Below are 26,048 nucleotides of genomic sequence, written 5' to 3' on the forward strand. Positions count from 1 at the left end.
TCAGGCGATTTGACTTGAATCAAATCGCGAGCGACGCAGCGGCTCATTCTCGACGCTAGTCCCATACCTTCAAATATGATCAAGTTTATTGCCGGCGGCTTCCTAGTCTCTGCGTTGGGTGGTAGCCGCTACCAGATCGGAGGGCCCGCGGCGCTTTCATCGTTCTGGTATCGGCGACTTCGGGCCAGATTCGGTCTCGAGGGACTTTTACTGACCGTCCATGGCGACGGGATCCTGCTTTCTTTTTGCGCTGAATCAAGGATTGTCGTCGGAATATTTCTTAGGTTGCCATCATGGGGTCGACAGTTGGCAATCGAGGAGGCGAATATGAGTGCGAGAGAGGAGAACTATCCGATCGTCGAAGGTCTCATCGGCGTCTTCGGTGACTGGTTAAATCATCGCCGCGAAAGGGGCGATTACGACCAGCTCGACTCGCGCACGTTCGAGGACATCTCGCGCGACCTGCGCCTTCCGCAGGGAGAGCTCAGCGCCCTCATCAAGCTGCCTCCTCATTCGGCTGACGAGCTGCCAAAGTTGCTGAAAGTTCTCGGATTCGACGAGGCGGATCTCATTCGCTCCGAGCCGGGAGTGCTGTGTGACATGGAGCGCGTCTGCAGCCAGTGCGTACGGAAAGCCCAATGCAACAACGACATCAAGACCGGCGCTGCGGCGAGAGACTACGAGGACTACTGTTCGAATGCTCCGACGATACAGGCGCTAGGCAAGAGCCTCGCGCGCCGTTGAGGAGGGCTTGTTGTGAACCGATTGCGAACCGATCGGTGCCGGGCGAGCTCATCGCCTTAATGTGAAATGGAGAGATAGCCGTGACAAAGTACATAGCCCGCTTCATGAAGAATGTTCTCGGCGAAAACGGACACGAAGTGGAAATTTGTCAGCGCGTGGTGAAGGTCGAAGCGTCGACAAAAAATCAAGCTTGTGAGATGGCAAAACTCAGCTTTTGCCAGCTGGAGAACGTTAGCGAATGGTGGTTACATGCGGACAGCTTCATAGTTTCGGCGGTAAGAAATCCGGGCGACGCTCCGCGCAACCCGGCGGGCGCAGTCTCCAAAACGTTAGTAACGAGCTAAACAATGCTATAAGAAAGGCAAAGAATGACAGCGACGAGTGTCTCGATAACGTCAAGGTTCAGGGCGCCGCGGGGCGCCCACAGCGCCCCGATGATCCCGGCGAAGAGTAGGAAGATCCGCGACACGATCATCAACTGATGTGTTTAGGCTTCTCTCGGTATGTTACCAAGTTTTTCGCTCCTTGCTGCAGGAAGTCTAGCTGGCCCTTGCCATTTCGTTATCTTCGGGCGATTCGACGTACATTCCGCACATTGTGTCGACCCAGCACAGATGGTCGTGAACCTTCCTGACTCCGGTAACGTTCTCCGCCGCGACGATAGAGGCCAGCCGTGAGCGTTCCTCGGTGATGACGCCGCTGAGATGGGCGATGCCGTCGCGCACGATGACATTGAGCCCGAACGGGCTCCAGTCGTTCTTTTCGATCGCGGCGACGATGCGGCTGCGGATGTGGTCGTCGTCGGCGGTCGGATCGGGGATGTCGCGGGCGAGGCCGGCGACCGCCTGCAGCAGATTGGCGCGCGACACGATCCCGACCAGCTTGCCGTCCCGCATCACCGGCAGCCGCTTGACCCCGTTGCTCTCCATCGACGACACGATGTCCTCGAGCGGCGTCTGCTCGGTGATGGTGATCGGATCCAGGGTCATGACCTCGGAGATCTTGCGGCCGTATTCATGGACGTAGTCGGTGGCAGCCTTGCCCGCTCCGAGCAGGAACTTGAGCCAGCGGCCGCGCTTCTTCTGGGTGCCGATCTCGCTGCGGCGGATGAAGTCGCCTTCCGAGACGATACCGACGAGCCTGCCGGCCGTGTCGACGACGGGAAGTCCGCTGACGTGATACCGCAGCATCAGATTGGCGGCCTCGAGCACGGTGGCATCCGGTGTGACTGTGATGACCGACCGGGTCATGATCTGATGGGCGCGCATGGGACGATCTCCTGTTTCGTGGCCTTTGGAAATGGTGGAGCGCCGCGGACGGCGCTCCGTCTGTGATCTCAGGCGGCGGTCTTGATCTCGATCTGCTTGACCTGCGTGGGCGCCGGCTTCGGCACGGTGACCTTCAGCACGCCGTTGGCAATCTCGGCCGTAATGTCCTCGACCTTGACGCCGGCCGGAAGCTCGACCGAACGGGAGAACGAGCCGTAGCTGCGCTCGACGAGGTGATAATCCTTGTTTTTCTCCTCGCGCTCGTTTTTCTTCTCGCCGCGGATGGTCAGCAGGTTATCGGTCACGTTGAGCACGACGTCCGTTTTTTCCAGCCCCGGGAGTTCGGCGGTGATCTCTATGACCTTATCGGTCTCGCCGATATCCATGCTCGGCATGGCGGTTGAGCTCAAGCCGGGGATATTGCGTGTCACGCCCTCAAACAGCCGGTCGATTTCCTGCTGCAGAAGTGCGAACGGGTTGGTCTCGCGGCTGGCAACGGCGCGCTGGGTTCCAACCGGGATCACGGATTTCGTCGTCATGTGGACCTCCTGGTTAAAGCCTTCCTGGCAGGATGATATGATAGAGAGGACAGGCCGACGCTGTTTGACGAGGATCAAATCCGGGCCGGGTTGGCCCGCTAGGTTGCACACGGTTGCGTGAGGTGACGTACAGAATGCACGCCATGGTCCTGACAGCGCCCGGCGCGCCGCTCCGGTTTGAACCGCGGGAGGACCCGGTACCCGGGCCGGGGGAGGTGCGCGTCACGGTCAGCGCCTGCGCCGTGTGCCGCACCGATCTGCATGTGGTCGACGGCGAATTGCCCGATGTCGCCTATCCGATCGTCCCCGGCCATGAAGTCGTCGGCCGGGTCGATGCGCTCGGCCCCGGCGTCACCGCGCGGAAGATCGGCGACCGGGTCGGCGTGCCCTGGCTCGGTTCCACCTGCGGGGAGTGTTCCTATTGCCGGAGCGGTCGGGAAAATCTCTGCGACCGTCCCCGCTTCACCGGCTATACCCGCGATGGCGGCTTTGCGACGCATCTTCTGGCGGATGCCGGATTCTGCTTTCCACTGGGAGAGATCGGCGACGACGTCGCGATCGCGCCGCTACTCTGTGCAGGCCTGATCGGCTGGCGCTCGCTGGTGATGGCGGGCGAAGGCAAGCATCTCGGTATATATGGCTTCGGCGCGGCGGGGCACATTATCGCCCAGGTGGCGCGCTGGCAGGGTCGCTCGATCTATGCCTTCACGCGCGCCGGCGATGTCGACGCGCAGCGCCTGGCGAGATCGCTTGGCGCCGATTGGGCGGGAGCGTCGGAGGACGCGCAGCCGGTGGCGCTCGACGCCGCCATCATCTATGCGCCGGTCGGCGGACTGGTGCCGCTGGCGTTACGCGCCGTGCGCAAAGGCGGGCGCGTGGTCTGTGCCGGCATTCACATGTCGGATATTCCTTCGTTTCCCTACGATATCCTGTGGGGGGAGCGGCAACTGCTTTCGGTCGCCAATCTGACGCGCAACGATGGCGTGGAATTTTTCAAAATTGCTGCGCAGGCTGGAATCAAGACGCACACCACGGTGTTCCCGCTGCAGCAGGCGAACGAGGTGCTGGCGAAATTGCGCGCGGGACAGATCACCGGCGCCGCGGTGCTGCAGCCATGACGGCGCCGGCAGCAGCCACGCTGGCGAACGGCTCCGGGGCCGCGACCCAGGCGCGCGTGCTCGGTTTCCTTGATGGCTCCGGTTTCAAACGGATCGACACCCACGCCTCCGCGGTATTCCTGGGTGGCGACCGCGTGCTGAAGATCAAGCGCGCCGTGAAACTGCCCTTTCTGGATTACTCGACGCTCGAAAAACGCCGGCTTGCCTGCGAGGAGGAACTGAAGGTCAACGCCGGCAACGCTCCGGAAATCTACCGGCGCGTGGTCGCGATCACGCGCAAGGGCGACGGTGGCCTTGAAATTGGCGGCGCCGGGACCGCGGTCGAATGGGCAGTCGAAATGGCCCGCTTCGACGAGGCGCAGACGCTCGACCATGTCGCCGTGGCGAACGCTATCGATCAGCCGCTTGCGCTGGCGATGGCGGATACGATCCTGCAATCGCACGACAAGGCGCCGCGCGCTGGCGGCGAAACCTGGCTCGATTCCATTCCCGGTATCATCGACCGCAACACCGATAAATTCCACGCGGTGCGCGGTCTCGACGTCGCCGCCATCGACCGGCTCGACGCCGCCAGCCACGATCACCTCACGCGTCTGCAATCCCTGCTCAGCCGTCGCGCCCAACAAGGTTTCGTGCGGCGTTGCCATGGCGATCTCCATCTCGCCAACATCGCGCTGGTGAACGGCCGGCCGCTGCTGTTCGACGCCATCGAGTTCGATCCTTCGATCGCCACCACCGATATGCTCTACGATCTCGCCTTCACGCTGATGGATCTGGTTCATTTCGGCCAGCGGCATGCCGCCAACGTCCTGTTCAACCGCTATCTCTCCGGCGCGGCGGAGGATCATCTCGACGGCCTCGGCCTGTTGCCGCTGTTCCTGTCGATGCGGGCGGCGATCCGCGCCCACGTGCTGTTCACCCGGAGCGAGCAGGCGGCGCACGGCGAAGCGGCCCGGCAGGAAGCGAAGCGCTATTTCGACCTCGCCGGACGGCTTATCGAGCCGGAGCCGGCGCGCCTGATTGCGATCGGCGGCCTGTCGGGAACCGGCAAGTCGGTGCTCGCGCGCGGGCTTGCCGGGCTGATCGGGCCGCCGCCGGGGGCCGTCGTCGTCCGCTCGGACGTGGTTCGCAAGCGCCTGTTTGGTGTCGGCGAAACCACGACGTTGCCGGAAGCCGCCTATCGGGCCGATACCACCAAGCGTGTCTATGATCTTCTTTCGTCGACCGCGGAGCGGATCCTCGCGCAGGGCCATTCGGTCGTACTCGATGCGGCCTTCATCCAGGAGACGGAGCGGAACGCCGTCGGGGGTATCGCGCGCAAGCAGAATGCTGAATTCTCAGGACTGTTCCTGACGGCTGATCTTGCGACCCGGATGGCGCGGATCGAACGCCGTCAAGGCGATGCATCGGACGCCACGCGCGAGGTCGCGGCGATGCAGGAGACTTTTGCGACCGGCCATGTGGATTGGCAAATGGTCGATGCTTCCGGTGCGCCCGGCGACACGCTGCGCCGCGCCTGTGCCGGTGTGCCCGGTCTCGCACCGGGCGTGGGCCGATGATGCCGGCCGGCCGAGCCAAAACCTCCGGCCGGCGCAAGGCCGATCCGGTGGCCGACCTCGATGGTGCGGCCGCCTTTCAGAAGATGGCGCTGGATTGCGTTGCCGGCATCAAGGCGCATCACGGCAGCGCTTGTGCCGGCGATGCCGAGGCCGTGCACCAGATCCGCGTCGCCATCACCCGGTTGCGCGCGGCCGTGTCGTTCTTTGCGCCGATCGCGGTTGACGCGGAATGGCATCGCCTGAAAGGGGAATTCGCCTGGCTCAACGCCTCGCTCGGCGCTGCGCGCGACAGCGATGTGATGGTGGAGTATGCAAGCGGCAAGCGCTATCAGGCCTAGGCCGATCGCGTGATCGGCGAGCGTCTCCGTCGGCGACGGGGCAGGATCATCGGCGGCTGGTTCGCTGCCTGCGGTCGGCCCGTACTCCGCGCCTGATCGCGGCGCTATCGGTCTGGACCAGGCAGGGGCCGTGGCTGGCGCGCTGGGAAGCGGCCGCCCGCCGCGGCGACGCTGAGCCGCTGCAAGCCTATTGCGAGCGCGAACTCAATCGCCGACGCGAGCGGTTGATCCGCAAGGGAAAGCATCTTTCGAGCCTGAACGCCGAGCGCCGTCACCGCCTCCGGATCAGGGCCAAGCGCTTCCGCTATATCCTGGAAGCATTGGCGGATATCGTCGCGATGCACAGCCGTGCCGAGGTTCGCGACATGCACAGTGCGGCGAAACGGCTGCAGCGCAAGTTGGGCGATCTGCGCGACCTCAAGCGTTTTGCCGGGCTGTCGCCATCGGCAGACAAGCACCGCCCACCGGGCTATCGCCGCCAACGGGAACAGCTCAGAAGCGCCGCGGTAGGGGCCTGGCGCGCCTGAAGCAGGCCAGGGCGTGCTGACGCCGGATCTCACCTGCGCCGGCCGCCGGGCTTGATGTGCGTCAACGTCCGCCGTGGACGCGGCGTCTAGTCTTCCCGTCATCGTTCGGATGTGCGCGGGCTGCGCATCCCATCAATGTCGGGAGAATGGCGATGTTCAGAAACCTGTTGGTCCACATTCCGACCGAGCGAGCGGTCAGGCCGGTCATCGACGTTGCCATCGCGCTGGCCGCCGCGCGCCGGTCGCACCTTGATGCGGTTGCGATCGGCTACGAATCCATGAGCGCGGTCGGGATGGTGGTGGAGGGCGGCAGCGCCGCTGTCGCCGCCGTCATGGGCGTCGAGGAGGAGCGGGCCCAGGAGCGGGCCAATGCCGCGATCTCGGTGTTCGAGGTCGAGGCCAAGCTCGCCGGGATCGAATACGGCACGCGGACATTCGCGGCCATCCCCGCCGATGCCGAACAGCACGTCGGCGCGCTGTCGCGGCTTTACGACATGACCATCGTGCTGCAGCCGGAAGGCGGCAATGCCAGTTATGACGACATCATTCCGCAGGGAGTCTTGTTCAATTCCGGTGGACCGATGCTGATGGTTCCCCACACCCACAAGGGACCGCTCGAAACCCGCCATGTCGGGATTGCCTGGGACGGCAGCTGGCTGGCCGCGCGCGCGGTGCGTGATGCGATGCCATTCCTGATGGGCGCCAAGGCGGTCACCGTGATCGCGGTCAATGAGGACGCGCGCACGGCTTCGTCGAACGATCTGGTCAGCCATCTTGGCCGGCGCGGCATCGCGGCGCGTGTCCAGGGGGTGACGGTCGATCGCGGCAATATCCAGGGCGCCATTCTGTCGATCGTGGCCGAAAGCGCTATCAGCCTGCTGGTGATGGGCGGGTTCGGACATTCGCGGCTGCAGGAGCGGATTCTGGGCGGCGTCACGCGAGAGATGTTCCAGTCGATGACGGTTCCGGTGCTGATGTCTCACTGATCTTCCGACCTGGCGCAACTGCCTTCGGGGCGTGGCAACTACGCTCCTGACTTTTATTCAAACCAAGAGAAAAACCATGACTGTTCACAATCACGCTGTCGTCTGGGTCGATCACCGCACCGCCAAGATATTTTATCTGGGTTTGGACACCGCCGATGAGCGGAAAATCGATGCCAAGCTGGACAACGAACATCTGCATCACAAGGCCAATACCATCGGCTCCGGCAAGACCCACGACGATTCGACCTTCTTTCCACGCATCGACGAGGCGTTGTCACATTGCGAGGCGGTGCTTCTTGTCGGTCCCGGAAACGAGAAGACGCTGCTGCTCAAGCATCTTCAGGAGGCCGGCGGCTCCCACAAGGGACGCGATCTCCATGCCGAGCCCATCGACCACCCCAGCGACCGCGAGATCGTCGCGTTGGGCCGCCGCCACTTCCATCTCGGCGAGGCCGTACGCGAAAATTGAGGCCGTTCAAGCGCCTTGCTTGAGTGCGAAGTGCTTGGCGACCTCCGCGCTCGCGAGATAGGCTACCGTCACCGCAGCCATGGCCCCCACCAGCGGCCAGGGCAGCGGGACGAAGCCGAACAGGCTTTGCAACGGGCCGAGAACCACAAAGAACGCCGCGGCGAGTGCGCCGAGCGAGGTGACCACCAGCGCGATATGCGGCGCACGCGATCGCCACGGCACCCTTGCGGTTCGGATCAGGAATATCACCAGGATTTGCGTCGCGATCGATTCGAGGAACCAGCCGGTCTGGAATTCCGCCGCACCTGCGCCAAAGCCCTTCCAGAGGATGAGAAACGTCGCCGCATCGAACAACGACGAGACCACGCCCATCACGATCGTGAAGCGCAGGACGGCGGCCATGTCCCAGATATGCGGGCGGGTGGTTTCCTCCGCATCCACGGAATCGAACGGGATGCCGATCTCCGAGAGGTCTGCAGCGGTAACAGCGGCAGGAACGGAAGCACCAGTGAGGCCAGCGCCATCGACAGCATGTTGCCGAAGTTGGAGCTGGTGCCCATGCGGACATACTTCAGGATATTGGCGAAGGTTCGCCGGCCCTCGCGGACGCCTTCCGCCAGCACGTTGAGGTCGGACGCCAGCAGGATCATGTCGGCGGCGGCACGGGCGACGTCGGTGGCACCCTCGACCGACAGGCCGACATGCGCGGCGTGGATCGCGGGCGCGTCGTTGATGCCGTCGCCGAGGAAGCCGGTGACATGGCCGCGCTTGCGAAGCGCCTCGATGATGCGCTTCTTCTGATCCGGATCGACGCGCGCGAACAGGTCGATCTGTTCGACCTTTGCCGCCAGTCCGGCATCGGTGAGCTCCGCGATCTCGGCTCCTGTCAGAACGTTGTCGCTGCGCAATCCGACGGCGCCGGCGACATGCCGCACGACGGCAGCATGGTCGCCCGAAATCACCTTGAGCCGGACCCCGAGTGCCGACAGCTCCGCGACCGCTTTGGTGGCATCGGGCTTCGGCGGATCGGCGAAGACGCAGAAGCCCAGGAAGGTCAGGCCCCGCTCGTCATCCAGTGTCAGAGCTGTGTGGCCGGCAGGGACCGATTTGACGGCAACGCCGAGCAGCCGGAACCCCTGCGCGTTGAGGCGCTGTTGCGCGGCATCGATGCGGGTCCGCAAGGATTCATCGAGCGGGTGGGCGAGGCCGTCGATCTCGACCGCCACCGCGCGGGACAATACCGCTTCCGGCGCGCCCTTGGTAACTAGCAGCGTGTCCTGGCCGCGTTCGGCCAGGACCGAAAGGCATCGCCGGCTGAAATCGAACGGCAGTTCGCCGCGTCGTGTCCAGTCCGTACCGGCGATGCAGTCCGCCAGGATCGCGTCGTCGAGCCCGCTGCGCGCGCCGGTCTGAAACCGGCTGTTGACGCGCGCCAGCTCGAGCACCTGGTCGCTCTTGATACCTTGCCAATCGACGCACTCGGCGAGCGATATCTTCGCTTGCGTCAGGGTGCCGGTCTTGTCGAAGCACAGCACGCCCATGGCACCGAGATCGTGGATTGCCGACAGCCGCTTCACGATCACCTTTTGCCGAGCCATGCGCTGGGCGCCGCGCGCCAGCGTCACGGTCATCACCATCGACTGCATCGCCGGCCGGTCCGAAGCGAGATGGGCGAGCAGAACGAACAGGGTGAGAAAGATCGTGAGTCGCAGGATCAGCAGGCCGAGCCGCCGGACGCCCTGCTCGAGCGCCGTCGGCGGCACATTGGCGGCCAGTGCCGAAGCAATCGCCCCGAAGCGGGTCCGCTGGCCGGTTTCGACCAGCAGCATTGTGGCCTTGCCGGCAACGACGGACGTGCCGGCGAACAACGCATTCTGCGCGTCTGCCGCATCCTTCGCCGCACACGGCGCATTGTTCTTGCGCGCCGGAAACGGCTCGCCGGTCAGGATCGACTCGTCGAGCTGAAGATTCTCCGAATCGAGCACGAGACCGTCTGCCGGCACCAGATCGCCGATGCGCAGCAAAACGATGTCGCCGGGCACCAGCTGGCTTACCGGCAGGGCCACCGGGGTTCGATCGCGCACCACGTCAGCGCGAACCGCCACCGAATGCCGGAGCGCCTCGGCGGCCTTTTCGGCGTGATATTCCTGGACGATATCGAGCGTGATCAACGGCGTCAGCACCGCCAGAATGATGAAGAAACTGCCGAAATCGCCGCTGATACCGGAGATCGCCGCCGCCGCGATCAGGAGCGCGACAAGCGGATTGAGCAGGCGCTTGCCGAGCTTGAGCAGGACAGCCTCGCCATGGGTGGCTTCGATCAGATTGGGGCCATAGGTCTGCAACCGTCTGTCGGCTTCCTCCTGCGTCAGTCCGGTCAGCCGGGACCCCAGTCGGGTCAGGAGCCCGTCTGCGGTCTCATGCCAGAAGGCGTGGTCGGCTCTCTTCACCTCGTGCGAAGCCTGCATCGGTCATCTCCGGGAACTGGGCAGCGTCCGCTGTTTGCCCGGAAATGCCCGGCCGGCCGTTGATGTGCCTCAAGCGGCAAATCCGGGCGCAGAGCTTGATCCGTATTTGATGCATCTCAATGTCCGGATGGATGCCAGCCGCTATCGTTTCTAAAGACCCCTGAAATCGGAGATCGCCATGACCGAACTATCTGAACAGGTTGCTTCCGGTTACGCGGAATCGGCCGCCAAGGGCGAGGCACAGGCTTCCCAGATGAACCAGAGTGCCGCTGAATTCATGATCGGCGCGCAAAGGCTGATGTTTGAGGAATTCGTGTTCTACACCGACGAGATGCTGGAGCGGACACGGATCGAGATGAAGCTCTTCACCGAATTCGCCGCGAAAATGGGCGGCGCGCATTCCGTCAAGGACATCAAGACGATGTGCCGGGAATGCGGCCAGCACCAGCTCGATTTCCTGCATCGCGATTCCGAGCGGCTGTTCAAGCATGGCGAACGGATCATCGCGACGACGTCCCACCTGATCAGCGGCGATCCCTTGAATTGACGGCTGCGTATCCAGCATCCGGCGAAACCAGACAAGCGATAGACAGCATGCAGCCGAAACCGACCCAGCCGCCGGAGGAAGTAACCGTCCTGCCGTTTCGTACCCGTGCCCCGACCCAGGGCGATAATCGGCAACCGGTGGCGCTGCCCGAGCCGCAGATCGCACCGGCACAGCAGGAGACAGAAACCTACCAGGCGGACAGGGCGTTTCACGCGATGCTGGCACGGCTGAGCGGCGGCATTTCGCCGGTGGCGCTTTTGTTGGCCTATACCGACTGGCTTTCGCATCTGGCGACATCGCCGCAACGGCAGATCGATATCACCCGGGAAGCGGCGACGGACGCGAAGAAGCTTGTCGAAGCCGCGCAGCACGTCTTTTCGCCGAAACAGGCGCCTTGGGACCTGATCAAGCCGCAGCCGCAGGACCGGCGTTTCGCCCGGCCGGAATGGGAGACGCCGCCGTTCAATTGGATGGCGCAGGCGTTTCTGCTCGGCGAGCAATGGTGGCACAACGCCACCACCGGCGTGCGCGGTGTATCGAAACAGAACGAGGCGATCGTCGAATTTTCGGTGCGGCAGATGCTGGACGTGCTGTCGCCGTCGAATTTTGCCGCGACCAATCCGGAGGTGCTGCAGAAGACGCTGAAGAGCGGCGGCGCGAATTTCGTGTCCGGCTGGCAGAATTTCTGCAGCGACTGGATGCGCGTGGTGTCGGCGGGCAAGGATCCGGTCAAGGCGGGCGATTTCGTCGTCGGCGAAACCGTGGCGGCGTCGCGCGGCAAGGTGGTTTTTCGCAACGCGCTGATCGAACTGATCCAGTATCAGCCAACCACTGCCAAGGTGCATCCGGAACCGGTCCTGATCGTGCCGGCATGGATCATGAAGTATTACATTCTGGATCTGTCGCCGCACAACTCGCTGGTGAAATACCTGACCGGCGAAGGCTTCACCGTGTTCATGATTTCATGGCGCAATCCCGGCGCCGAGGACCGCGACATTGCCTTCGACGATTATCGCAGGCTCGGCGTTGAGGCGGCCCTTGACACGATCGGAAATATCACGCCCGATCGTCGGGTTCACGCGCTGGGCTATTGCCTTGGCGGCACGCTGCTGTCGATATCAGCGGCCACCATGGCGCGCGACGGCGACGACCGCTTGAAGTCGGTGACCCTGCTGGCGGCGCAAACCGATTTTACCGAGGCCGGCGAACTGACTTTGTTCATCAACGAAAGCCAGGTTGCCTTCCTCGAAGACATGATGTGGGAGCGCGGCGTGCTCGACACCACGCAGATGGCCGGCGCGTTTCAGCTGCTGCGTTCCAACGATCTGATCTGGTTGCGGCTGACCCGCGACTATCTGATGGGAGAACGGACGGCGCCGAACGATCTGATGGCGTGGAATGCGGACGCCACCCGCCTGCCATACGTCCCGCTCCAGCAACCCGTTGCGTACCATACGCGACTGGTTCAGAAAGGCCGGCACCGGCCGGATAACAAACACCGATGTCGACCTATCGCCTGAAAAATCTGCTGTCGCCGCGTTCGGTTGCACTGGTCGGTGCCAGTCCACGTCAGGGCTCCGTCGGCCGCGCCATTCTCGGCAACATCCGCCAAGCGGAATTCAAGGGCGAATTCGCCCTGGTGAATCCGCGCTATCCCGAGATCGATGGCCTTACGGCGGTCGATCGCCTCGACAAGCTGGCCTTTGCGCCGGAACTGGTCGTCATCACGACGCCGGCCAAATCGATCCCCGGCCTGATCGACGAGGCCGGCCGTTGCGGCGCTGCGGGCGCGCTCATTGTCAGCGCCGGGCTCGGCCACGGTCCGGGCTCGCTGGCGGATGAGGCGGAAAAAGCCGCGCAGAAATACGGCATGCGGCTGATCGGCCCGAATTGCCTCGGCATCATGATGCCCTGCGCCGCCCTCAATGCCAGCTTTGCCGCGCACATGCCCGCCAAGGGAAATCTGGCGCTGATCTCGCAGTCGGGCGCCATCGCCGCGGGTATGGTGGATTGGGCGACGCAGCGCGCGGTCGGCTTTTCCGGCATCGTGTCGATCGGCGACCAGCTCGATGTCGACATCGCCGACCTGCTGGATTATTTCGCGCTGGATGAGAAGACCAACGCCATCCTGCTCTACATCGAAGCCATCAAGGACGCGCGCAAGTTCATGTCGGCGGCGCGCGCCGCCGCCCGGATCAAGCCCGTCGTCGTGGTGAAATCCGGCCGCATGGCGCAGGGCGCCAAAGCGGCCGCGACCCATACCGGCGCGCTGGCCGGATCGGATGCCGTCTACGACGCCGCCTTCCTTCGTGCGGGTATTCTGCGCGTCTCCGATCTGCGCGAACTGTTCGACTGCGCCGAAACGCTCGGACGGCTCAAATCGCCGCCGGGCAGGCGGCTGGCGATCCTGACCAATGGCGGCGGCATCGGCGTGCTGGCGGTCGATCGTCTGGTCGAACTCGGCGGAATTCCCGCGGCGATCTCGCCGGAAGTCAAAACCAGGCTCGACGCGGTATTGCCGCGGACCTGGTCGGGCTCGAACCCCATCGATATCGTCGGCGACGCCGATGCCGCGCGCTACGCCGCGGCGCTTGAAATATTGCTGGCCGATCCCGGCAACGACGCCGTGCTGGTCATGAACGTGCAGACCGCGATCGCGCGTGCCGACGAGATCGCCGCAACCGTGATTGACGTGGTCCGGAATTACCGTGCCGCGCATCGGATGTCGCCGAAGCCGGTGCTGGCGGCCTGGGTCGGCTCGGAGCCTGCAATCGGCGATCTCCTGAGCGGCGCCGGGATCCCCAATTATCCGACCGAAGACGACGCGGTGCGCGGCTTCATGCATCTGGTTCGGTACCGCGAAGCGGTCGAGACGCTGGCGCAGGTACCTCCGGCAATGCCGAGCGAGTTCGCGCCCGACATCGATGCCGCCAGGCAAATCGTCGCGGCGGCGCTGGCCGATGGCCGCCAATGGCTCGACCCGATCGAGATCAAGCGGCTGTTCGACACCTCCGAGATTGCGATGGTGCCGACCTTCGCCGCCGCCGATGCCGAGGAAGCGGTCGCCCATGCCGAGGCGATCTTCGCGCAGGGCTCGACCGTCGTGCTCAAGATCATGTCGCGCGACATTGTGCACAAATCCGACGTCGGCGGCGTCGTGCTCAACCTCACCAGCGCCGACGCGGTGCGCCGGGCGACAGCCGATATCATGGCGCGGGCGCGGTCGATGCGGCCGGACGCCCGGATTTCAGGCGTGATGGTGCAGGCGATGGTGGTGCGGGCGAAGGCGCGCGAACTCATTCTCGGCCTCGCCGACGATCCGACCTTCGGCACCGTCGTGGTGTTCGGCCGCGGCGGCACCGCCGTCGAGATCATCAACGACAAGGCGCTGGCGCTGCCGCCGCTCGATCTGCAACTGGCGCGCAGCCTGATCGAGCGCACCCGGGTCTCCCGGCTGTTGCGCGCCTATCGCGACGTGCCGGCGGTGAAGCAGGACGCGGTCGCGATGGTTCTGGTCAAGCTGGCGCAGATGGCAGCCGACATTCCGGAAATCCGCGAACTCGATATCAATCCGCTGCTGGCCGATGAGAATGGCGTGCTTGCGGTCGATGCCCGCCTCGCGGTCGGGCGGGTGGCGCGCAAGTTTCGCGGTTCCGGGCCGGCGAATTTCGCCGTGCGGCCCTATCCGTCGCAATGGCAGCGCCATATCGACGTCAAGGACGGCTGGCGGGTATTCGTCCGCCCGATCCGGCCCGAGGATGAGCCGCTGATGCACGAGTTTTTGCGGCATGTGACCGCCCATGACCTGCGGCTGAGATTTTTTGCGGTGATGAAGGAGTTTTCCCACGAGTTCATCGCGCGCCTGACGCAGATCGACTATGCCCGTGCGATGGCCTTTGTGGCGTTCGACGAGATCACCGGCGAGATCCTGGGCGTGGTCAGGATTCACTCGGACTCGATCTACGAGACCGGCGAATACGCGATCCTGCTGAGATCCGGTCTCAAGGGCAGGGGGCTCGGCTGGGCCCTGATGCAGATGATCATCGAATACGCGAAGTCTGAAGGACTGAAGACCATCTCGGGAGATGTACTGGCCGAAAACAGCGTCATGCTGGCGATGTGCCGCAGCCTCGGCTTCGAGGTCAAGACCGATCCGGTCGAGCACGACATCTGCGACGTCAGGCTGACGCTTTAGCGAACTGGCTTCGTCGGCGAACGCCCACCGAACCACGCCGCGAGGCCCGCCACCAGCACCAGGACTATTCCGCCAAGGCCGATCAATTCGATCGACCTCAGCACAAAGGCAAGCTGCAGATACCATTGCGGCTGTTCGCTGTCGGCGACAGGCACGGCGTTGGGCACCAGGAGGCGGCTTGCCAGATACGCCGCGCCGGCAGTCAACGCGAACAACAGAAGCAGACGCAGATAGGCCCGCATGGTTTCTCTCCGTCGGATTCGCCGACGTCAGGCTGACGCTTTAGCGAACTGGCTTCGTCGGCGAACGCCCACCGAACCACGCCGCGAGGCCCGCCACCAGCACCAGGACTATTCCGCCAAGGCCGATCAATTCGATCGACCTCAGCACAAAGGCAAGCTGCAGATACCATTGCGGCTGTTCGCTGTCGGCGACAGGCACGGCGTTGGGCACCAGGAGGCGGCTTGCCAGATACGCCGCGCCGGCAGTCAACGCGAACAACAGAAGCAGACGCAGATAGGCCCGCATGGTTTCTCTCCGTCGGATTCGCCTGGTGTGCAACCGGCCTGCGAAGGCGCGCCGGGATTTCCCTGGCGTCAGATGTGCGACGACGTCGTGACGCGATAGGTGTGCATCTTGCCGTGTTCGTTGAGCGAAACATATCCGCCGACGACGAAACGTTCGTCGGCGAAATGATGGCCGACCTCGTCGGCCGGCGCGGCTTCGCCGTCATAGTGGAACGCCCAGCCGCCGCCTTGCCGGTGAACGAGATGACCCCAGCTGTCCTGCTCGTCCGGTCGCCGTCGTACCACGCGGCAGGCGTCGCGATGTGCTTTCCACAGTCTGGCGTCGATGCGATCTTCGGCATCGAGCGGCGCCACCAGGATATAGGCCACCTCGGCATCGCCGTCGGGATGGTCGGGTTCGCGCGCAAGCGCGATGCGGATCTGCCGGAACTGGGCCGGCAGCGATGCGTTCAGGATCGGTTGGCGCTGGGTCTTGGACATCTCGGTGGTGCTCCCTGGTGTGGCGGCGTAAGGCGCATGCCTTCGTTGCGATCAGCCTTGTTCGGGCGTGGCAGCAGCGGCGGCGGCCGCTCTGGTTTTCCTCAGGCTTTTGACGATGATCGTGATCAGCGGCAGCAGAATGAGCGGCAGCGCGCTGTTGAGGGGATGATGGACCATGCCGGCGAATTGCTGCTGCATGCCGCGCGCCTCGGTCTGCAGCGCTTCAACCGCCGAGCCGTGGATTTCGTTGGCGAGTTCGAGTTCGCGGCCTGCCGGCGGCCTCCCCGCGATCACGAACAAGACCGCGGCAATCGTGAAATTGACCGCGCCGAGGATCGCAGCCGCGGAAATCGCGTTCCAGATCTGCACCAGCGCGAAATAGGCCGCCAGTTCCAGCGTCAAAAGGCCGAACGCTGCGATCAGCGCGGCGAAGGCCCGCAGGCCCAGTCCGACCAGCATGTGCCGCATCCGCAGCTCGGCGATGATGCGGTCGGTGCGCCACAGCGCGCGCAGGTTCTTGACGACGTTGTCGCTGTTCACGTCAGTGTCTCCTCAGCATGAAGCCGATAACGACGCCGAGCGCGAAAGCCGAGGCCATGGTGGTGATCGGGCGTTCGGCGATCAACTGTTCGACGTGCCCTTCTTCCTCACGCAGGGTCTCGCCGAGTTCGGTCAGCGCGGCCTTGATCTGGTCGCCCAGCGCGTCGGCGCGGTTCTTCGCGGCGTCGAACATGTTGCCGCCGTCCGGATTCAAGAGGCGCGATACCTCGCTTTCGAGAGTTTTCAGCTCGTCACCCAATTCGCTCGATCGGAACATCGCGCCACTCTCGTTGTTTGACCAAGGCGAACTCTACGCGCGTGCGCGCATTTTCCATTGATTTGGGTCAACAGGCGGCGTGCCGGGGACGGCATCGACGCTTTGAGGCAGGTCAACATCGATGCCGCACCGCCGCCTAGAACAGGGCGCTATCCAATTGAGGGAACAATCATCTTGACGTCCACACCTTTGCTAACGGCCACAGCGTCGGGCGACACGCTTGAGCTGCGCCCGGGCGGGTCCTGGACCGCGGTCAATGCCGCAGCGCTGGAACGCATGTCCAGCGACGTGACGCCGCAGCTCGATCAGGCCCCCAGCGTCAAGGTCGACATGACAGGGTTGCGCGAGCTCGACACGCTCGGCGCCTGGATGCTGGAGAAGATGTCGCGCAGGGTGACTTCAGTCGGCCATCGCGCCGACGTCGTCGGTGTAGCCGACAATTACGCCGGCCTGATCGAGGAAGTCCATCAGGTCAATCGCCACAACGCGGCCGCGGTCCGGCCGCTCAACCCGGTCGTGCTCAAACTCAACGACATCGGCCGCTCCGCCATCAGCGCGACGGGTGATGTCGGTGCGTTCCTGCAGATGCTGGGCTCGCTCTTCATGGCCCTGATCGGCGTGCTGCGCCGGCCGCGATCGCTGCGGATCACGTCATTGGTCTATCAGCTCTACCGGGTCGGCTGGCAGGCGATTCCGATCGTGGTGCTGATCACCTTCCTGATCGGCGCCATCATCGCCCAGCAGGGCTTTTTCCATTTTCGGAAATTCGGCGCGGATTCCTATGTCGTCGACATGGTCGGCATTCTGGTGCTGCGCGAGCTCGGCGTCCTGATCGTCGCCATCATGGTCGCCGGCCGTTCCGGAAGCGCCTACACCGCCGAGCTCGGCTCGATGAAGATGCGCGAGGAAATCGACGCCCTGTCCACGATGGGCCTCGATCCGGTCGAAGTGCTGATCCTGCCGCGCGTCATTGCGCTGGTGCTGGCGCTACCGATCCTGAGCTTCATCGGCTCGCTGGCCGCGCTTTACGGCGGCGGCCTGGTGGCGCAGTTCTATGGCGGCATGGGGCCGCAAATCTACCTCGCGCGGTTGCACGACGCGGTTTCCGTCACCCATTTCGAGGTCGGCATTCTCAAGGCGCCGTTCATGGCGCTGGTGATCGGCATCGTCGCCTGCAGCGAAGGCCTGCGGGTGAAGGGAAGTGCGGAGTCGCTCGGCAAGCAGACCACGACGTCGGTGGTGAAGTCGATCTTCCTGGTGATCGTGCTCGACGGCCTGTTTGCGATCTTCTTCGCATCGATCGGAATGTAACGATGCGGGAAGAGCTCCCCGAGTTTGCCATTCGTGTGCACGACCTTGTGGTCGGCTTTGGCCGGCAGATCGTGATCGACCATCTGACGCTGGATGTCCGCCGCGGTGAAATCCTCGGTCTGGTCGGCGCTTCCGGCGGCGGCAAGTCGGTATTGATGCGAACCATCATTGGCCTGATTCCGCGGCGGAGCGGCGACATCGAGGTGATGGGCGCCATGATCGGCGGCGCCAATCAACTGGTCACGCAGAGTGCGGCGGGCCGATGGGGCGTTCTGTTCCAGCAGGGCGCGCTGTTCTCGTCGCTGACGGTGCGGCAGAACGTTCAGTTTCCGCTGCGTGAAAACCTTGTGATGTCGCAGCCGCTGATGGACGAGATCGCCACCGCGAAACTGGAAATGGTCGGGCTCAAGCCAGAGGATGGCGACAGGTTTCCGTCCGAATTGTCCGGCGGCATGACCAAGCGCGTGGCGTTGGCCCGCGCGCTCGCGCTCGATCCGGCGATCGTCTTCCTCGATGAGCCGACCTCGGGGCTCGACCCGATTGCCGCCGGCGAGTTCGATACCCTGATCAAGACCTTGCAGAAAACGCTGGGGCTGACGGTGTTCATGGTCACCCATGACCTTGCCAGCCTCAATGTCGTCTGCGACCGCGTCGCGGCGTTGGCGGACGGCAAGATCGTCGCCATCGGACCGATGCGCGAACTGCTTCAATCCGGGCATCCCTGGGTGCGGGCCTATTTTCACGGCAAGCGCTCCCAGATGCTGCAACCCAAAGCGAGTTAACAGATGGAAACCCGCGCTCCCTTCGCCGTTGTCGGCGCTTTCGTTCTGGCGGCCATCGTCGCCGTGTTCGGCTTCGTCTACTGGCTGAATGCCTCCGGCGGGCTCGGTCCGCGCACCTCCTATCATGTCCGGTTCGACGGACCGGTGCCGGGCCTGTTGGTCGGCGCCGGCGTGCTGTTCAACGGCATCCGCGTCGGCGAGGTGACGGAGCTCGGGCTTGCGCCGGACGATCCGCGCCGCGTCAACGCCACCATTTCGGTGACGACGACCACGCCGGTGCGATCAGACACCAAGGTCGGCCTTGAGTTCCAGGGCCTCACCGGTGTTCCCGTCATCGCGCTGGAAGGCGGCGTGATGCTGGCGAATAACGGCGAGGTGCCGACGCTGATCGCCGAACCCGGCGCAGGACAGGGCATGACCCAGGCCGCGCGCGACGCGCTGCGCAAGGTGGATTCGGTGCTGACGGAAAATTCCGGCGCGCTGAAGGACACCATCGGCAATTTCAAGATTTTTTCGGAAGGCCTGGCGCGCAATACCGGCAAGCTTGACGGCATCGTCGCCGGCCTCGAACGGATGACCGGCGTCACCGCGCCGCCACCGAAGATCACCTACGATCTGCGCGCCGTGCCGAGCGCCGGCCCCGCCGGCAAGACCATCAATGTGCAGTGGGCCATTCCGGAGCCCACCGCAGTGGTGATGCTGGAGACGCAACGCTTTCTGTTTTCGCCGCCGCAGGAAGTTCCCGGGTTTGCCGAGGCCATGTGGGCCGATGCGCTGCCGAAGCTGATCCAGGCGCGGTTGATCGAGAGTTTCGAGAATTACGATCTTGCGCACGCACCGCTGCGCGTCGCGGATTTGGGCCAGCCCGAATTTCAGCTGCTGATCGATGTCAGGCGGTTCCGGATTGCACTCGACCAGCAGCCGACGGCCGAGATCGGATTGTCGGCGCGGATCGTCGACAAGAACGGCAAGGTTGTCGCCTCCCGCTTATTTGAGGGTAGCAATAAAATCGATTCGGTCGCGCCGGCGCCGGCAGTTGAAGCGTTCAGCGAAGTGTTCGGCCGGATTGCCAAGGAGATGATAGCGTGGACGACGGAGATATTCTAAAGGCCTCGTCAGCTCGATTTTCTCAATCAAATTGGGCTTGAGAGCCAAACTAGGCCTGTAACGAGTGCTTCGATTTGTCGTTCGTGCCGCAGGCGGTTTCTATTCTGTTCTTGCTGAGCAATGGCTTGATCTTGATCAAGAATGGGAAGAACAAAAAGGAAATTGATACGTTCACATGGTCGCGCGGCGCTTCATTGATCCAAGCAACCGAAATTGAGTCTGTCAGCCAAAAAATCTGAGCGAATTCAAGGGGCCTGCGTATTCGACTTTGAGTCTAGTTGAGCCGAAAATCCGAGTCCCGAGTCTCTACACGGGATGAAATATGAGTCCCGAGTCATCCTGCGCTTGAGATAACGGTAAGTTACTGAAAAGAATAAAAACCCCGCTGGTGCAGGGCTTGCTGAACTTCGATGGCGTCCGGATCCCAAATCGCGCCCTGGAGGCGGGGCCACGGACACATGAAGGTGCAGACCTGGTCGCGGGCGAAGCCGGCCAAGCCGTACGTCGTTCCGGCGAACACGGTGATCCAGGTCCAGGCTGATAGCGATGCTTCGCCGCCGGTGCCGAACGAGATCAGCAGCCAGACGGCGTGCTTGGCGCCGATCTCAGCGATGCGCCGGATCGTGAGAGGTGCGTTCATTTTCTTCAGGCGATCACGACGGTCGCCTTCGATCTGGCGCTCCACCAACAGGAAGGGATCCGTCCAGACCGTCTGCGGCAGGCGAAGCCGCACCACACGCCACCGGCCAGTGCATTTGTCAAAATCAGGACCGCCGCGGCCAGGATCATCAGCCAGGTGACGTAGTAGAGTTCTTGCGGCCAGATCTCGATGAATAAACCGTAGAGGCGGCCGTGTTCAAAATCCAGCAGGATGGCCTGGTTGGGTTCACCGGCGTCTCGGTCCCAGCGCAGGAAGGGCGCGATGTAGTAGCGCCGAGCGTCAGGACCAGGATCACCCATTTGAGCCGGCGGATCCGGCCCTTCACGGATTGCAGGACGACCCTGGTGGTCGTTCCGGACGCGGCTGCCTTCTTGGCACGCGTGCGGGCGTGGTCGATCTCGATGGTGAGCGCCATGGCTAAAGGAGAGCTTTGACGCGGCTGACGAGATGCTGCACGCCGGGCCACCTGTCGCGCTCGACGACCAAACGGAAGCCGAGATTGTTGGGAGGAACGCCGACGGCGCAGCCGCCCGCCTTGGCGTCGCGGATGAAGTCGGTAACGTAGGCGCGATGCTGGCCCTCGACGACGCGCACGCCGCAGTTGGGGCTTTCCGAGACGACCTTGCCGGCATCGTCAAGCACGCGGCGGACGAAGCAGGATGCCGTCCATTCCCAGACGTTTCCGCCGACGTCCTGCAGGCCGTTCTCGTTGGAGCCAAAGCTTCCGAATGAACGGGTGCCTGGGTCGGACGGAGCGCGGTCGGCTTCTCGTTCGTAGCGGGCGATCCAGCGTTTTGACGGATCGTTGTCGTCGATGACAATGCCGTCGTCCTTGAACTTGCTGCCCGCAGCAAATGCCCATTCTTCGTCGGTCGGCAGCCGCCAGGTCTCGCCGCTCTTGCGCGATAGCCAAGCGGCATAGCCGTTGGCATCGTGCCAGGAGATCTGTACGGCAGGGCGGTCCGCGGCGACGACCACACCGCGGTCAAGCGCGCGGCAGGCGCCATCATCGACGCAAGCCTGGTAGTCGGTGGACGAAACCTGGTGTTTCATGATTGCGAGCGGCTTGGGAAGACTGACCTGAATCAGCGGCGCGGACGCCTGCTTGCCAGCGTGGGTGAAGTCGCCGTTGACGCGGTAGGGGGACGATCCGGAATGCAGTTCGACGATGGCCTGGCGATCTCGAAGGTTCGCGTCCAGAGCGCTGTTCTCCATCACCAGCGGCGCCACCGCCAGCGGACCCGCAAGGCCCGCTGCGCAGGCCAGAGCGAACTTGATTTTGAATGCGATCAGCATGACGTGTTCGATTCAAGAGAGGAGGGGTGCCGGCGAAAGGCCGGCACCCGAGTTCGTCGTTCTCAGTTCGTCTTCGGGGCCGGGATTTCCGCCGGCGCCTTCACCTGAGTCATCAGATCGTCGTTCCACTTGCCTTCGACCTTGAAGTGGGCGGTGGCGCCGAGTTCGACGGCCTCGATCAGGTTGTGGGTGACGTAGGCGTAGATGCCGGGCTCGAGGAAGGTGTACATCGCGGCACCTGCGGATCCGCCGCGGATGAACCAGGTCTCGAGACCGGTCTGCGGGGCGTTGCCGATCTTGCCCGTTTCCCAGACGTAGTCGCCGTGGCCACCGATCAGATGCGGGCGGCTGTCGCGGTTGGCTTCGGAGTGAACGATCAACACCGTCTCGCCGACCTTTGAGGTCAACGCGTTCTTGCCTGTCAGGGCGCCGACCTTGCCGTTGAACACGACGTGGGTCGGAACGAGCTTGCGCATCACCTCGACGGTGTCGGTGTAGGCGTCACCCGGCGAGTCATAAGACTTGTATTTGCCCTTCTCGTCCTTCGGGATGTAGATGTCCTGCTCGCCGATGTAGACGGCCTTGTCGTAGTGTAGGGACTTGCCCTTGCCGTCGGTCAGCCCTTCGCGCGGCAGCACCATCACGGCACCGTTCATGCCGGAGACGACGTGCCAAGGAATCATCGGACCGCCCGGGGCGCAGTGATAGACGAAGGTGCCGGTGCGAGTGGCCTTCCAGCGGATCGTGACCTGCTCGCCGGGATTGATCAGGGAGAGCTCGGCGCCGCCAAGGGCGCCCGTGGCGGAGTGGAAGTCGATGTTGTGCGGCATCGAGTTGGTGGCTGACGGCGGCCTCGCGGGAACACTGGTTTTCAGCGACATCGCCTCGACAGACGTTAGGTTTTCGCAGGACGGTACCAGCCTGGTCATTACAGGCCTGCTGACCGAGAAGACCGTGACGGTGCTGGGAGAGTTTAGTCCTTTCCGCGGTGGAAGGTTGCAGACAATCAGCTTCTCCGATGGAGTCAGCTTGACGCCGGGCGATGTCAAGAAAACCCTGATCGACCAAGAGAGTGCCGCGGATGGCGGCGCGGTCTACGGCTTTGACTACAGCGACGATACTATCGCGGCCGGACTTGGCGACAAGTATCTCTACGGTGGATTCGGCGACAACGACACCTACATCTACACGCCTTCTGGCGGCAATACCACGATCGATGACGATAGCGGGACGCTGGTGATGCAGGATATCGCGTCGACCGGAGTGACGCTGTCAAATCCGAGCAATAGTTACGATGTGATCTTGACGGTAACGTCGACCGGAAAAGCGGTAACATTAAAGAACGAGTTGACCCCGTGGTATAGCGGGCTGACAGTCAACTTCTCTGACGGAGTAAGCTGGAATCGTTCGCAGATCAGTAACTTGGTATTCGAGCCAGTGCCGACAGTCATCACATCGGAAGTATTGGCGAACGATAAAGGTCCGTCGCACACGGACTATGTGACCAGCGACGGTCACGTCACGTTGACGGGAACGGTGCGGAGCGGGTCGAGCGTTTCGATCTTCGACGGCACCAAAAATGTCGGCAGCGCGATCGTTTCTGGTACAGGCTGGACTTTTTCAACCGATCTAGGGGACGGGACACACCAACTCCAGGCGACAGCGACGGGCTCTAACGGAACCTCGACGACGAGCGGGCCAGCGGCCACTATCGTCGTTGATACCACGGCTCCCCAGCCGGTGACCTCCGGAATAGCCCAAGGGCAAAACGCGGCCCTGGTCCTGAACGGAACGTCGGAAGCCAGTAGCGTGGTGGAGATTTTCGACGGGACGACGCTCCTTGGCGCCGCAACGGCGGACGCCTCCGGATTGTGGAGCTTAACTACAGCCTCACTGGCGGATGCGCTGCACACGTTCTCCGTGACCGCGAGTGATCTCGCCGGAAACGTCGGTTCCGGTGCGAGCATCGTGCAATATGGCGGTTCAGGCGTCGATGTTGTCGATATCGCCACGACGCTGCAAGCCTCGAACTTCGTCTATGACGCGACCAATGCTGATTGGCATGTCAGCGCGACAGGCGTTGCAGAGACCCTTTCGAGAGTGGAGTCTGTCGTCGATGGGGCGGGTCATCGGTTCTTGCTGGTGGGCGGCGGCAGCCAGTACGCCACGATCCAGGCCGCGGTAAACGCTGCTTCGAACGGCGATACCATTTTGATTGCGCCGGGAAGCTACACGGAGAATGTAGCCATTGTCGGAAAGGCGTTAAGTCTCGAAGGTTTCGGCGGCACGACCCTTCACGGCAGCATTACCGAAACCGGTACACTCAATGGCGCGTTGACCATCGACGGCATTGCCATTGATGCCACCGGCCAGCAATACGGTGTATTGGTGTCGGCAAATTCGACCGGCTTCGCCGGCTCCGTGATCCTGGATCATGCATCCATCGCCAATGCCCAGTTGAACGGCTTTGCCTACATCGAAAGCGGAAACGGTTCGACGCCTACACACACAGACACGGTCGGATCGATTTCAATCCTGAATTCCGTATTTTCCGGGAATGCGACTCAAACCAGTGGATCCAATGGCCGAGGAGACATCCTTCTTTACGGCTACAACGGGAATTTCACCGCCAACGGCGTAACCATCGAAAATCCTGGTGCGGGAGCGCAAAAGGCAATCCAGATGCGCGGCGTTCAGACCGGTGCAAATACGGTCAACGTCGGACCGTATCAGTCGAGCGGTGATATCGCTCTGACAGATCTAAATGTTTCCGGAACGTACACGCAGGATTTGCTGGCTTTCTATAGATATGCGGATCTCGGATCATTCAATGCGAGTGGAGTCACATTGAATGCTGCCGCGCCCTGGGGCCTGCTCAATTTCGATGAAGTTGGCGGCACGGTCGATTTGTCGAACGGGATCAGCGCTACCAACCTCGCGGCGGGAGCTCCTGTCGCAGTTGAACAAGGCCTTAATTCGGGCAACACGTTCGTTGGTACGAGCGGAAACGATATTCTCGTGAGCAATGGCGGGACTGACACTTTGATCGGTGGGGCAGGCAACAACACCTATGTTGCTTCCAGGTCCGGCCAAACAACGATTGACGCAAACTGGGCTGCTGGAGCGACAAACGTACTTGATTTCGTCGGCGGGATAACAGACCAAAATCTTTGGTTCCAGCAATCCGGAAACGATCTGAAGATTGATCTGATCGGAACAAATACGCAGGTGGACGTGAATGGTTGGTTCGCTAACAGCAACAACCAGTTGCAAGAGATTTCTGCAGGGGGGCTAAAGCTCGACAGTCAGATTTTGCAACTGGTTCAAGCGATGGCAACTTACTCGGCGGCCAATCCCGGGTTCGACCCAACGAATTCAAGTATCCACACAGCACCCAATGACACCAGCTTGCAGAATTCAATGGCGGCCGCTTGGCATGCCTGAGGATCGCCGCCGACGGCCGATGGGAAGAAGGTGCTCGCCTGGGTGGAGCGATCATCAACGCCAGAATTGCTGCGGCGCTTACTCCTGGAGATCATTTTAGGAGTATTAAGTCGCCTTCGGAGCAGCACCAAGCTTCGGCAGATGCAATCCGCCTACTGTCAAATGTGAGGGGCCAGAAACTGGCAGATCTCGCCGCTGGCGCTGGAAGCGGTCCACCGGATCGACGTCTTATTTGAGATCGAGCGAGGCATCAACGGCCGGAACCCCGCACGGCGCCGGGCCGTCCGCCAGGAACTCAGGGCGCTGCCGGATACTTGCGAACTCTCGACAGAACTTTCGTCTCTCAAACGACTTGGCGGGGTCAACACCATTGGGATGGGGTCAGTTCATCCGATGGGCCACAACCACATCGCGGCGGACGCTTCCATTTTCAGTGACTAGGTGACCACAAAAGCTTGCGAGTGCGTGTATGGGTTTATGTTTGGGTGAGGGTTAGTTTTTCAAAAAAATCGTAATTATATCAATGATAGTGGCGGAAGGGGTGTCAACCGAAGGGCACGGGAAAAGCTACGGTATTTTCATTTTTTGGGTTTGATCCCACGGACTATTCCACGACGAGAAAGCACGCCTGTCTTAGGCGAGACCCAAAACGCGCAGCATGGTGTGCAGGTAAGAGCAGCCCACCGATAAAGAGAGCGCGCAGAACGCTGGCGTGAAAGAGCAGAAGGACGCTGCCAATCAACCGGAGTCTCCCGGTGAACCGGCAGGTGGAGTGCAAACACGACTGCTTCCAGGTCGTCGATGCTACCGGAAGGTTTATCCTGGCCGTCACCCACCGACAGGACTTATCCGCTACACCCACGCA

The 26,048-nt window shown here is 62.6% G+C and carries 27 protein-coding genes and 2 pseudogenes; 16 read left to right on the plus strand and 13 right to left on the minus strand.

The window, feature by feature from the left end:
• Window positions 1–87: 87 nt before the first annotated feature.
• From BLR13_RS42790 to BLR13_RS37310, 3 genes and pseudogenes are all read left to right on the plus strand, one after another.
• Window positions 88–240: pseudogene (locus BLR13_RS42790) on the plus strand (SulP family inorganic anion transporter); the annotation flags it as partial.
• A 66-nt stretch (window positions 241–306) separates the two neighbouring features.
• Entirely contained in the window at window positions 307–744 is a 438-nt protein-coding gene (locus tag BLR13_RS37305; protein ID WP_244525017.1) for a hypothetical protein, read from the plus strand.
• Window positions 745–824: 80 nt separating this feature from the next.
• Window positions 825–1,088, plus strand: a complete 264-nt coding sequence (locus BLR13_RS37310; protein ID WP_074829703.1) for a hypothetical protein — start codon at window positions 825–827, stop codon at window positions 1,086–1,088.
• Window positions 1,089–1,283: 195 nt separating this feature from the next.
• On the opposite strand, the gene BLR13_RS37315 is transcribed toward BLR13_RS37310, so the two are convergent.
• Both BLR13_RS37315 and BLR13_RS37320 read right to left on the minus strand, forming a co-directional pair.
• A complete protein-coding gene (locus BLR13_RS37315) occupies window positions 1,284–2,012 on the minus strand; it encodes a CBS domain-containing protein (RefSeq protein WP_074829700.1) in 729 nt (242 codons plus the stop codon).
• A gap of 68 nt (window positions 2,013–2,080) precedes the next feature.
• On the minus strand, window positions 2,081–2,551 hold the full coding sequence (locus BLR13_RS37320) for an Hsp20/alpha crystallin family protein (RefSeq protein WP_074829698.1): 471 nt from the start codon (window positions 2,549–2,551) through the stop codon (window positions 2,081–2,083).
• A 134-nt stretch (window positions 2,552–2,685) separates the two neighbouring features.
• On the opposite strand from BLR13_RS37320, the gene BLR13_RS37325 reads away from it, so the two are divergent.
• The 6 genes from BLR13_RS37325 to BLR13_RS37350 all read left to right on the plus strand — a co-directional run bounded on the left by BLR13_RS37325 (window position 2,686) and on the right by BLR13_RS37350 (window position 7,548).
• Window positions 2,686–3,669 carry a zinc-dependent alcohol dehydrogenase family protein gene (locus tag BLR13_RS37325; protein ID WP_074829696.1) on the plus strand — a complete coding sequence of 328 codons (984 nt, stop codon included), beginning with the start codon at window positions 2,686–2,688 and terminating at the stop codon, window positions 3,667–3,669.
• Complete coding sequence (locus BLR13_RS37330; RefSeq protein ID WP_074829694.1) at window positions 3,666–5,228, plus strand: AAA family ATPase; 1,563 nt, start codon at window positions 3,666–3,668, stop codon at window positions 5,226–5,228. The genes BLR13_RS37325 and BLR13_RS37330 overlap by 4 nt, the downstream gene beginning before the upstream one ends.
• A complete protein-coding gene (locus tag BLR13_RS42360) occupies window positions 5,225–5,566 on the plus strand; it encodes a CHAD domain-containing protein (protein WP_079587217.1) in 342 nt (113 codons plus the stop codon). Before BLR13_RS37330 ends, BLR13_RS42360 begins: the two co-directional genes overlap by 4 nt.
• The gene (locus BLR13_RS37340) at window positions 5,458–6,093 is read left to right on the plus strand and encodes a CHAD domain-containing protein (RefSeq protein ID WP_074829687.1); all 636 of its coding nucleotides are present in this window, start codon (window positions 5,458–5,460) and stop codon (window positions 6,091–6,093) included. The genes BLR13_RS42360 and BLR13_RS37340 overlap by 109 nt, the downstream gene beginning before the upstream one ends.
• Before the next feature lie 152 nt (window positions 6,094–6,245).
• Window positions 6,246–7,079, plus strand: coding sequence for a universal stress protein (locus BLR13_RS37345; RefSeq protein WP_074829685.1), 834 nt, complete (start codon window positions 6,246–6,248; stop codon window positions 7,077–7,079).
• A gap of 76 nt (window positions 7,080–7,155) precedes the next feature.
• Window positions 7,156–7,548 (plus strand): hypothetical protein, encoded by a 393-nt coding sequence (locus BLR13_RS37350; RefSeq protein WP_074829683.1) that lies wholly within the window; start codon window positions 7,156–7,158, stop codon window positions 7,546–7,548.
• A 6-nt stretch (window positions 7,549–7,554) separates the two neighbouring features.
• On the opposite strand, the gene BLR13_RS42130 is transcribed toward BLR13_RS37350, so the two are convergent.
• Window positions 7,555–7,950 carry a cation transporting ATPase C-terminal domain-containing protein gene (locus BLR13_RS42130; protein WP_244525018.1) on the minus strand — a complete coding sequence of 132 codons (396 nt, stop codon included), beginning with the start codon at window positions 7,948–7,950 and terminating at the stop codon, window positions 7,555–7,557.
• The gene (locus tag BLR13_RS37355) at window positions 7,920–10,016 is read right to left on the minus strand and encodes a cation-translocating P-type ATPase (RefSeq protein ID WP_244525019.1); all 2,097 of its coding nucleotides are present in this window, start codon (window positions 10,014–10,016) and stop codon (window positions 7,920–7,922) included. Before BLR13_RS37355 ends, BLR13_RS42130 begins: the two co-directional genes overlap by 31 nt.
• A 178-nt stretch (window positions 10,017–10,194) precedes the next feature.
• Here BLR13_RS37355 and BLR13_RS37360 point away from each other — a divergent pair, with 178 nt between their 5' ends.
• The 3 genes from BLR13_RS37360 to BLR13_RS37370 are packed head-to-tail and all read left to right on the plus strand — an operon-like array spanning window position 10,195 to window position 14,758.
• Window positions 10,195–10,563: a hypothetical protein gene (locus BLR13_RS37360; protein WP_074829682.1), complete on the plus strand. Its 369-nt coding sequence runs from the start codon at window positions 10,195–10,197 to the stop codon at window positions 10,561–10,563.
• A gap of 47 nt (window positions 10,564–10,610) precedes the next feature.
• On the plus strand, window positions 10,611–12,083 hold the full coding sequence (locus BLR13_RS37365) for a PHA/PHB synthase family protein (protein WP_079587214.1): 1,473 nt from the start codon (window positions 10,611–10,613) through the stop codon (window positions 12,081–12,083).
• Entirely contained in the window at window positions 12,065–14,758 is a 2,694-nt protein-coding gene (locus BLR13_RS37370; RefSeq protein ID WP_074829679.1) for a bifunctional acetate--CoA ligase family protein/GNAT family N-acetyltransferase, read from the plus strand. The genes BLR13_RS37365 and BLR13_RS37370 overlap by 19 nt, the downstream gene beginning before the upstream one ends.
• Here BLR13_RS37370 and BLR13_RS37375 read toward each other — a convergent pair.
• The 5 genes from BLR13_RS37375 to BLR13_RS37395 form a co-directional block, all read right to left on the minus strand.
• Complete coding sequence (locus tag BLR13_RS37375; RefSeq protein ID WP_074829676.1) at window positions 14,755–15,000, minus strand: hypothetical protein; 246 nt, start codon at window positions 14,998–15,000, stop codon at window positions 14,755–14,757. The two genes, BLR13_RS37370 and BLR13_RS37375, sit on opposite strands and share 4 nt — an antisense overlap.
• Before the next feature lie 40 nt (window positions 15,001–15,040).
• Window positions 15,041–15,286, minus strand: coding sequence for a hypothetical protein (locus tag BLR13_RS37380; protein WP_074829676.1), 246 nt, complete (start codon window positions 15,284–15,286; stop codon window positions 15,041–15,043).
• Window positions 15,287–15,354: 68 nt separating this feature from the next.
• Complete coding sequence (locus BLR13_RS37385) at window positions 15,355–15,765, minus strand: hypothetical protein (protein ID WP_074829672.1); 411 nt, start codon at window positions 15,763–15,765, stop codon at window positions 15,355–15,357.
• A 51-nt stretch (window positions 15,766–15,816) separates the two neighbouring features.
• The gene (locus tag BLR13_RS37390; RefSeq protein WP_074829669.1) at window positions 15,817–16,305 is read right to left on the minus strand and encodes a phage holin family protein; all 489 of its coding nucleotides are present in this window, start codon (window positions 16,303–16,305) and stop codon (window positions 15,817–15,819) included.
• A 1-nt stretch (window position 16,306) separates the two neighbouring features.
• Window positions 16,307–16,582: a hypothetical protein gene (locus BLR13_RS37395; protein WP_074829666.1), complete on the minus strand. Its 276-nt coding sequence runs from the start codon at window positions 16,580–16,582 to the stop codon at window positions 16,307–16,309.
• Between the two features lie 174 nt (window positions 16,583–16,756).
• On the opposite strand from BLR13_RS37395, the gene BLR13_RS37400 reads away from it, so the two are divergent.
• The 3 genes from BLR13_RS37400 to BLR13_RS37410 are packed head-to-tail and all read left to right on the plus strand — an operon-like array spanning window position 16,757 to window position 19,782.
• Complete coding sequence (locus BLR13_RS37400) at window positions 16,757–17,893, plus strand: MlaE family ABC transporter permease (RefSeq protein WP_074829660.1); 1,137 nt, start codon at window positions 16,757–16,759, stop codon at window positions 17,891–17,893.
• A 2-nt stretch (window positions 17,894–17,895) separates the two neighbouring features.
• On the plus strand, window positions 17,896–18,675 hold the full coding sequence (locus BLR13_RS37405) for an ABC transporter ATP-binding protein (RefSeq protein WP_074829657.1): 780 nt from the start codon (window positions 17,896–17,898) through the stop codon (window positions 18,673–18,675).
• Between the two features lie 3 nt (window positions 18,676–18,678).
• Complete coding sequence (locus tag BLR13_RS37410; RefSeq protein ID WP_074829656.1) at window positions 18,679–19,782, plus strand: ABC-type transport auxiliary lipoprotein family protein; 1,104 nt, start codon at window positions 18,679–18,681, stop codon at window positions 19,780–19,782.
• 361 nt (window positions 19,783–20,143) lie between these two features.
• Here BLR13_RS37410 and BLR13_RS37415 read toward each other — a convergent pair whose 3' ends face one another.
• From BLR13_RS37415 to nirK, 4 genes and pseudogenes are all read right to left on the minus strand, one after another.
• Window positions 20,144–20,470, minus strand: a complete 327-nt coding sequence (locus tag BLR13_RS37415) for a hypothetical protein (protein WP_143039828.1) — start codon at window positions 20,468–20,470, stop codon at window positions 20,144–20,146.
• Window positions 20,428–20,742: a hypothetical protein gene (locus BLR13_RS40850; protein WP_143039827.1), complete on the minus strand. Its 315-nt coding sequence runs from the start codon at window positions 20,740–20,742 to the stop codon at window positions 20,428–20,430. Before BLR13_RS40850 ends, BLR13_RS37415 begins: the two co-directional genes overlap by 43 nt.
• 118 nt (window positions 20,743–20,860) lie before the next feature.
• The gene (locus BLR13_RS37425) at window positions 20,861–21,739 is read right to left on the minus strand and encodes an SUMF1/EgtB/PvdO family nonheme iron enzyme (RefSeq protein ID WP_074829649.1); all 879 of its coding nucleotides are present in this window, start codon (window positions 21,737–21,739) and stop codon (window positions 20,861–20,863) included.
• A gap of 62 nt (window positions 21,740–21,801) precedes the next feature.
• Window positions 21,802–22,581: pseudogene (gene nirK / locus BLR13_RS37430) on the minus strand (copper-containing nitrite reductase); the annotation flags it as partial.
• 397 nt (window positions 22,582–22,978) lie between these two features.
• Between nirK and BLR13_RS41270 the strand changes: the two are divergent.
• Complete coding sequence (locus BLR13_RS41270; protein ID WP_244525312.1) at window positions 22,979–25,183, plus strand: beta strand repeat-containing protein; 2,205 nt, start codon at window positions 22,979–22,981, stop codon at window positions 25,181–25,183.
• The last annotated feature ends 865 nt before the right edge of the window (window positions 25,184–26,048 follow it).

It is taken from the genome of Bradyrhizobium ottawaense (assembly GCF_900099825.1).
In the GTDB taxonomy this organism is placed as follows: domain Bacteria; phylum Pseudomonadota; class Alphaproteobacteria; order Rhizobiales; family Xanthobacteraceae; genus Bradyrhizobium; species Bradyrhizobium ottawaense_A.

Coding starts and splice junctions, on each gene's coding strand:
- BLR13_RS37425 (WP_074829649.1), bottom strand. CDS start 21,739: ATGCTGATCGCATTCAAAATCAAGTTCGCTCTGGCCTGCGCAGCGGGC.
- BLR13_RS37365 (WP_079587214.1), top strand. CDS start 10,611: ATGCAGCCGAAACCGACCCAGCCGCCGGAGGAAGTAACCGTCCTGCCG.
- BLR13_RS37345 (WP_074829685.1), top strand. CDS start 6,246: ATGTTCAGAAACCTGTTGGTCCACATTCCGACCGAGCGAGCGGTCAGG.
- BLR13_RS37410 (WP_074829656.1), top strand. CDS start 18,679: ATGGAAACCCGCGCTCCCTTCGCCGTTGTCGGCGCTTTCGTTCTGGCG.
- BLR13_RS37355 (WP_244525019.1), bottom strand. CDS start 10,016: ATGCAGGCTTCGCACGAGGTGAAGAGAGCCGACCACGCCTTCTGGCAT.
- BLR13_RS41270 (WP_244525312.1), top strand. CDS start 22,979: ATGCAGGATATCGCGTCGACCGGAGTGACGCTGTCAAATCCGAGCAAT.
- BLR13_RS37320 (WP_074829698.1), bottom strand. CDS start 2,551: ATGACGACGAAATCCGTGATCCCGGTTGGAACCCAGCGCGCCGTTGCC.
- BLR13_RS37350 (WP_074829683.1), top strand. CDS start 7,156: ATGACTGTTCACAATCACGCTGTCGTCTGGGTCGATCACCGCACCGCC.
- BLR13_RS37325 (WP_074829696.1), top strand. CDS start 2,686: ATGCACGCCATGGTCCTGACAGCGCCCGGCGCGCCGCTCCGGTTTGAA.
- BLR13_RS37380 (WP_074829676.1), bottom strand. CDS start 15,286: ATGCGGGCCTATCTGCGTCTGCTTCTGTTGTTCGCGTTGACTGCCGGC.
- BLR13_RS37405 (WP_074829657.1), top strand. CDS start 17,896: ATGCGGGAAGAGCTCCCCGAGTTTGCCATTCGTGTGCACGACCTTGTG.
- BLR13_RS37315 (WP_074829700.1), bottom strand. CDS start 2,012: ATGCGCGCCCATCAGATCATGACCCGGTCGGTCATCACAGTCACACCG.
- BLR13_RS37330 (WP_074829694.1), top strand. CDS start 3,666: ATGACGGCGCCGGCAGCAGCCACGCTGGCGAACGGCTCCGGGGCCGCG.
- BLR13_RS37375 (WP_074829676.1), bottom strand. CDS start 15,000: ATGCGGGCCTATCTGCGTCTGCTTCTGTTGTTCGCGTTGACTGCCGGC.
- BLR13_RS37340 (WP_074829687.1), top strand. CDS start 5,458: ATGGCATCGCCTGAAAGGGGAATTCGCCTGGCTCAACGCCTCGCTCGG.
- BLR13_RS42130 (WP_244525018.1), bottom strand. CDS start 7,950: ATGGCCGCCGTCCTGCGCTTCACGATCGTGATGGGCGTGGTCTCGTCG.
- BLR13_RS37385 (WP_074829672.1), bottom strand. CDS start 15,765: ATGTCCAAGACCCAGCGCCAACCGATCCTGAACGCATCGCTGCCGGCC.
- BLR13_RS37395 (WP_074829666.1), bottom strand. CDS start 16,582: ATGTTCCGATCGAGCGAATTGGGTGACGAGCTGAAAACTCTCGAAAGC.
- BLR13_RS42360 (WP_079587217.1), top strand. CDS start 5,225: ATGATGCCGGCCGGCCGAGCCAAAACCTCCGGCCGGCGCAAGGCCGAT.
- BLR13_RS37370 (WP_074829679.1), top strand. CDS start 12,065: ATGTCGACCTATCGCCTGAAAAATCTGCTGTCGCCGCGTTCGGTTGCA.
- BLR13_RS40850 (WP_143039827.1), bottom strand. CDS start 20,742: ATGGGTGATCCTGGTCCTGACGCTCGGCGCTACTACATCGCGCCCTTC.
- BLR13_RS37360 (WP_074829682.1), top strand. CDS start 10,195: ATGACCGAACTATCTGAACAGGTTGCTTCCGGTTACGCGGAATCGGCC.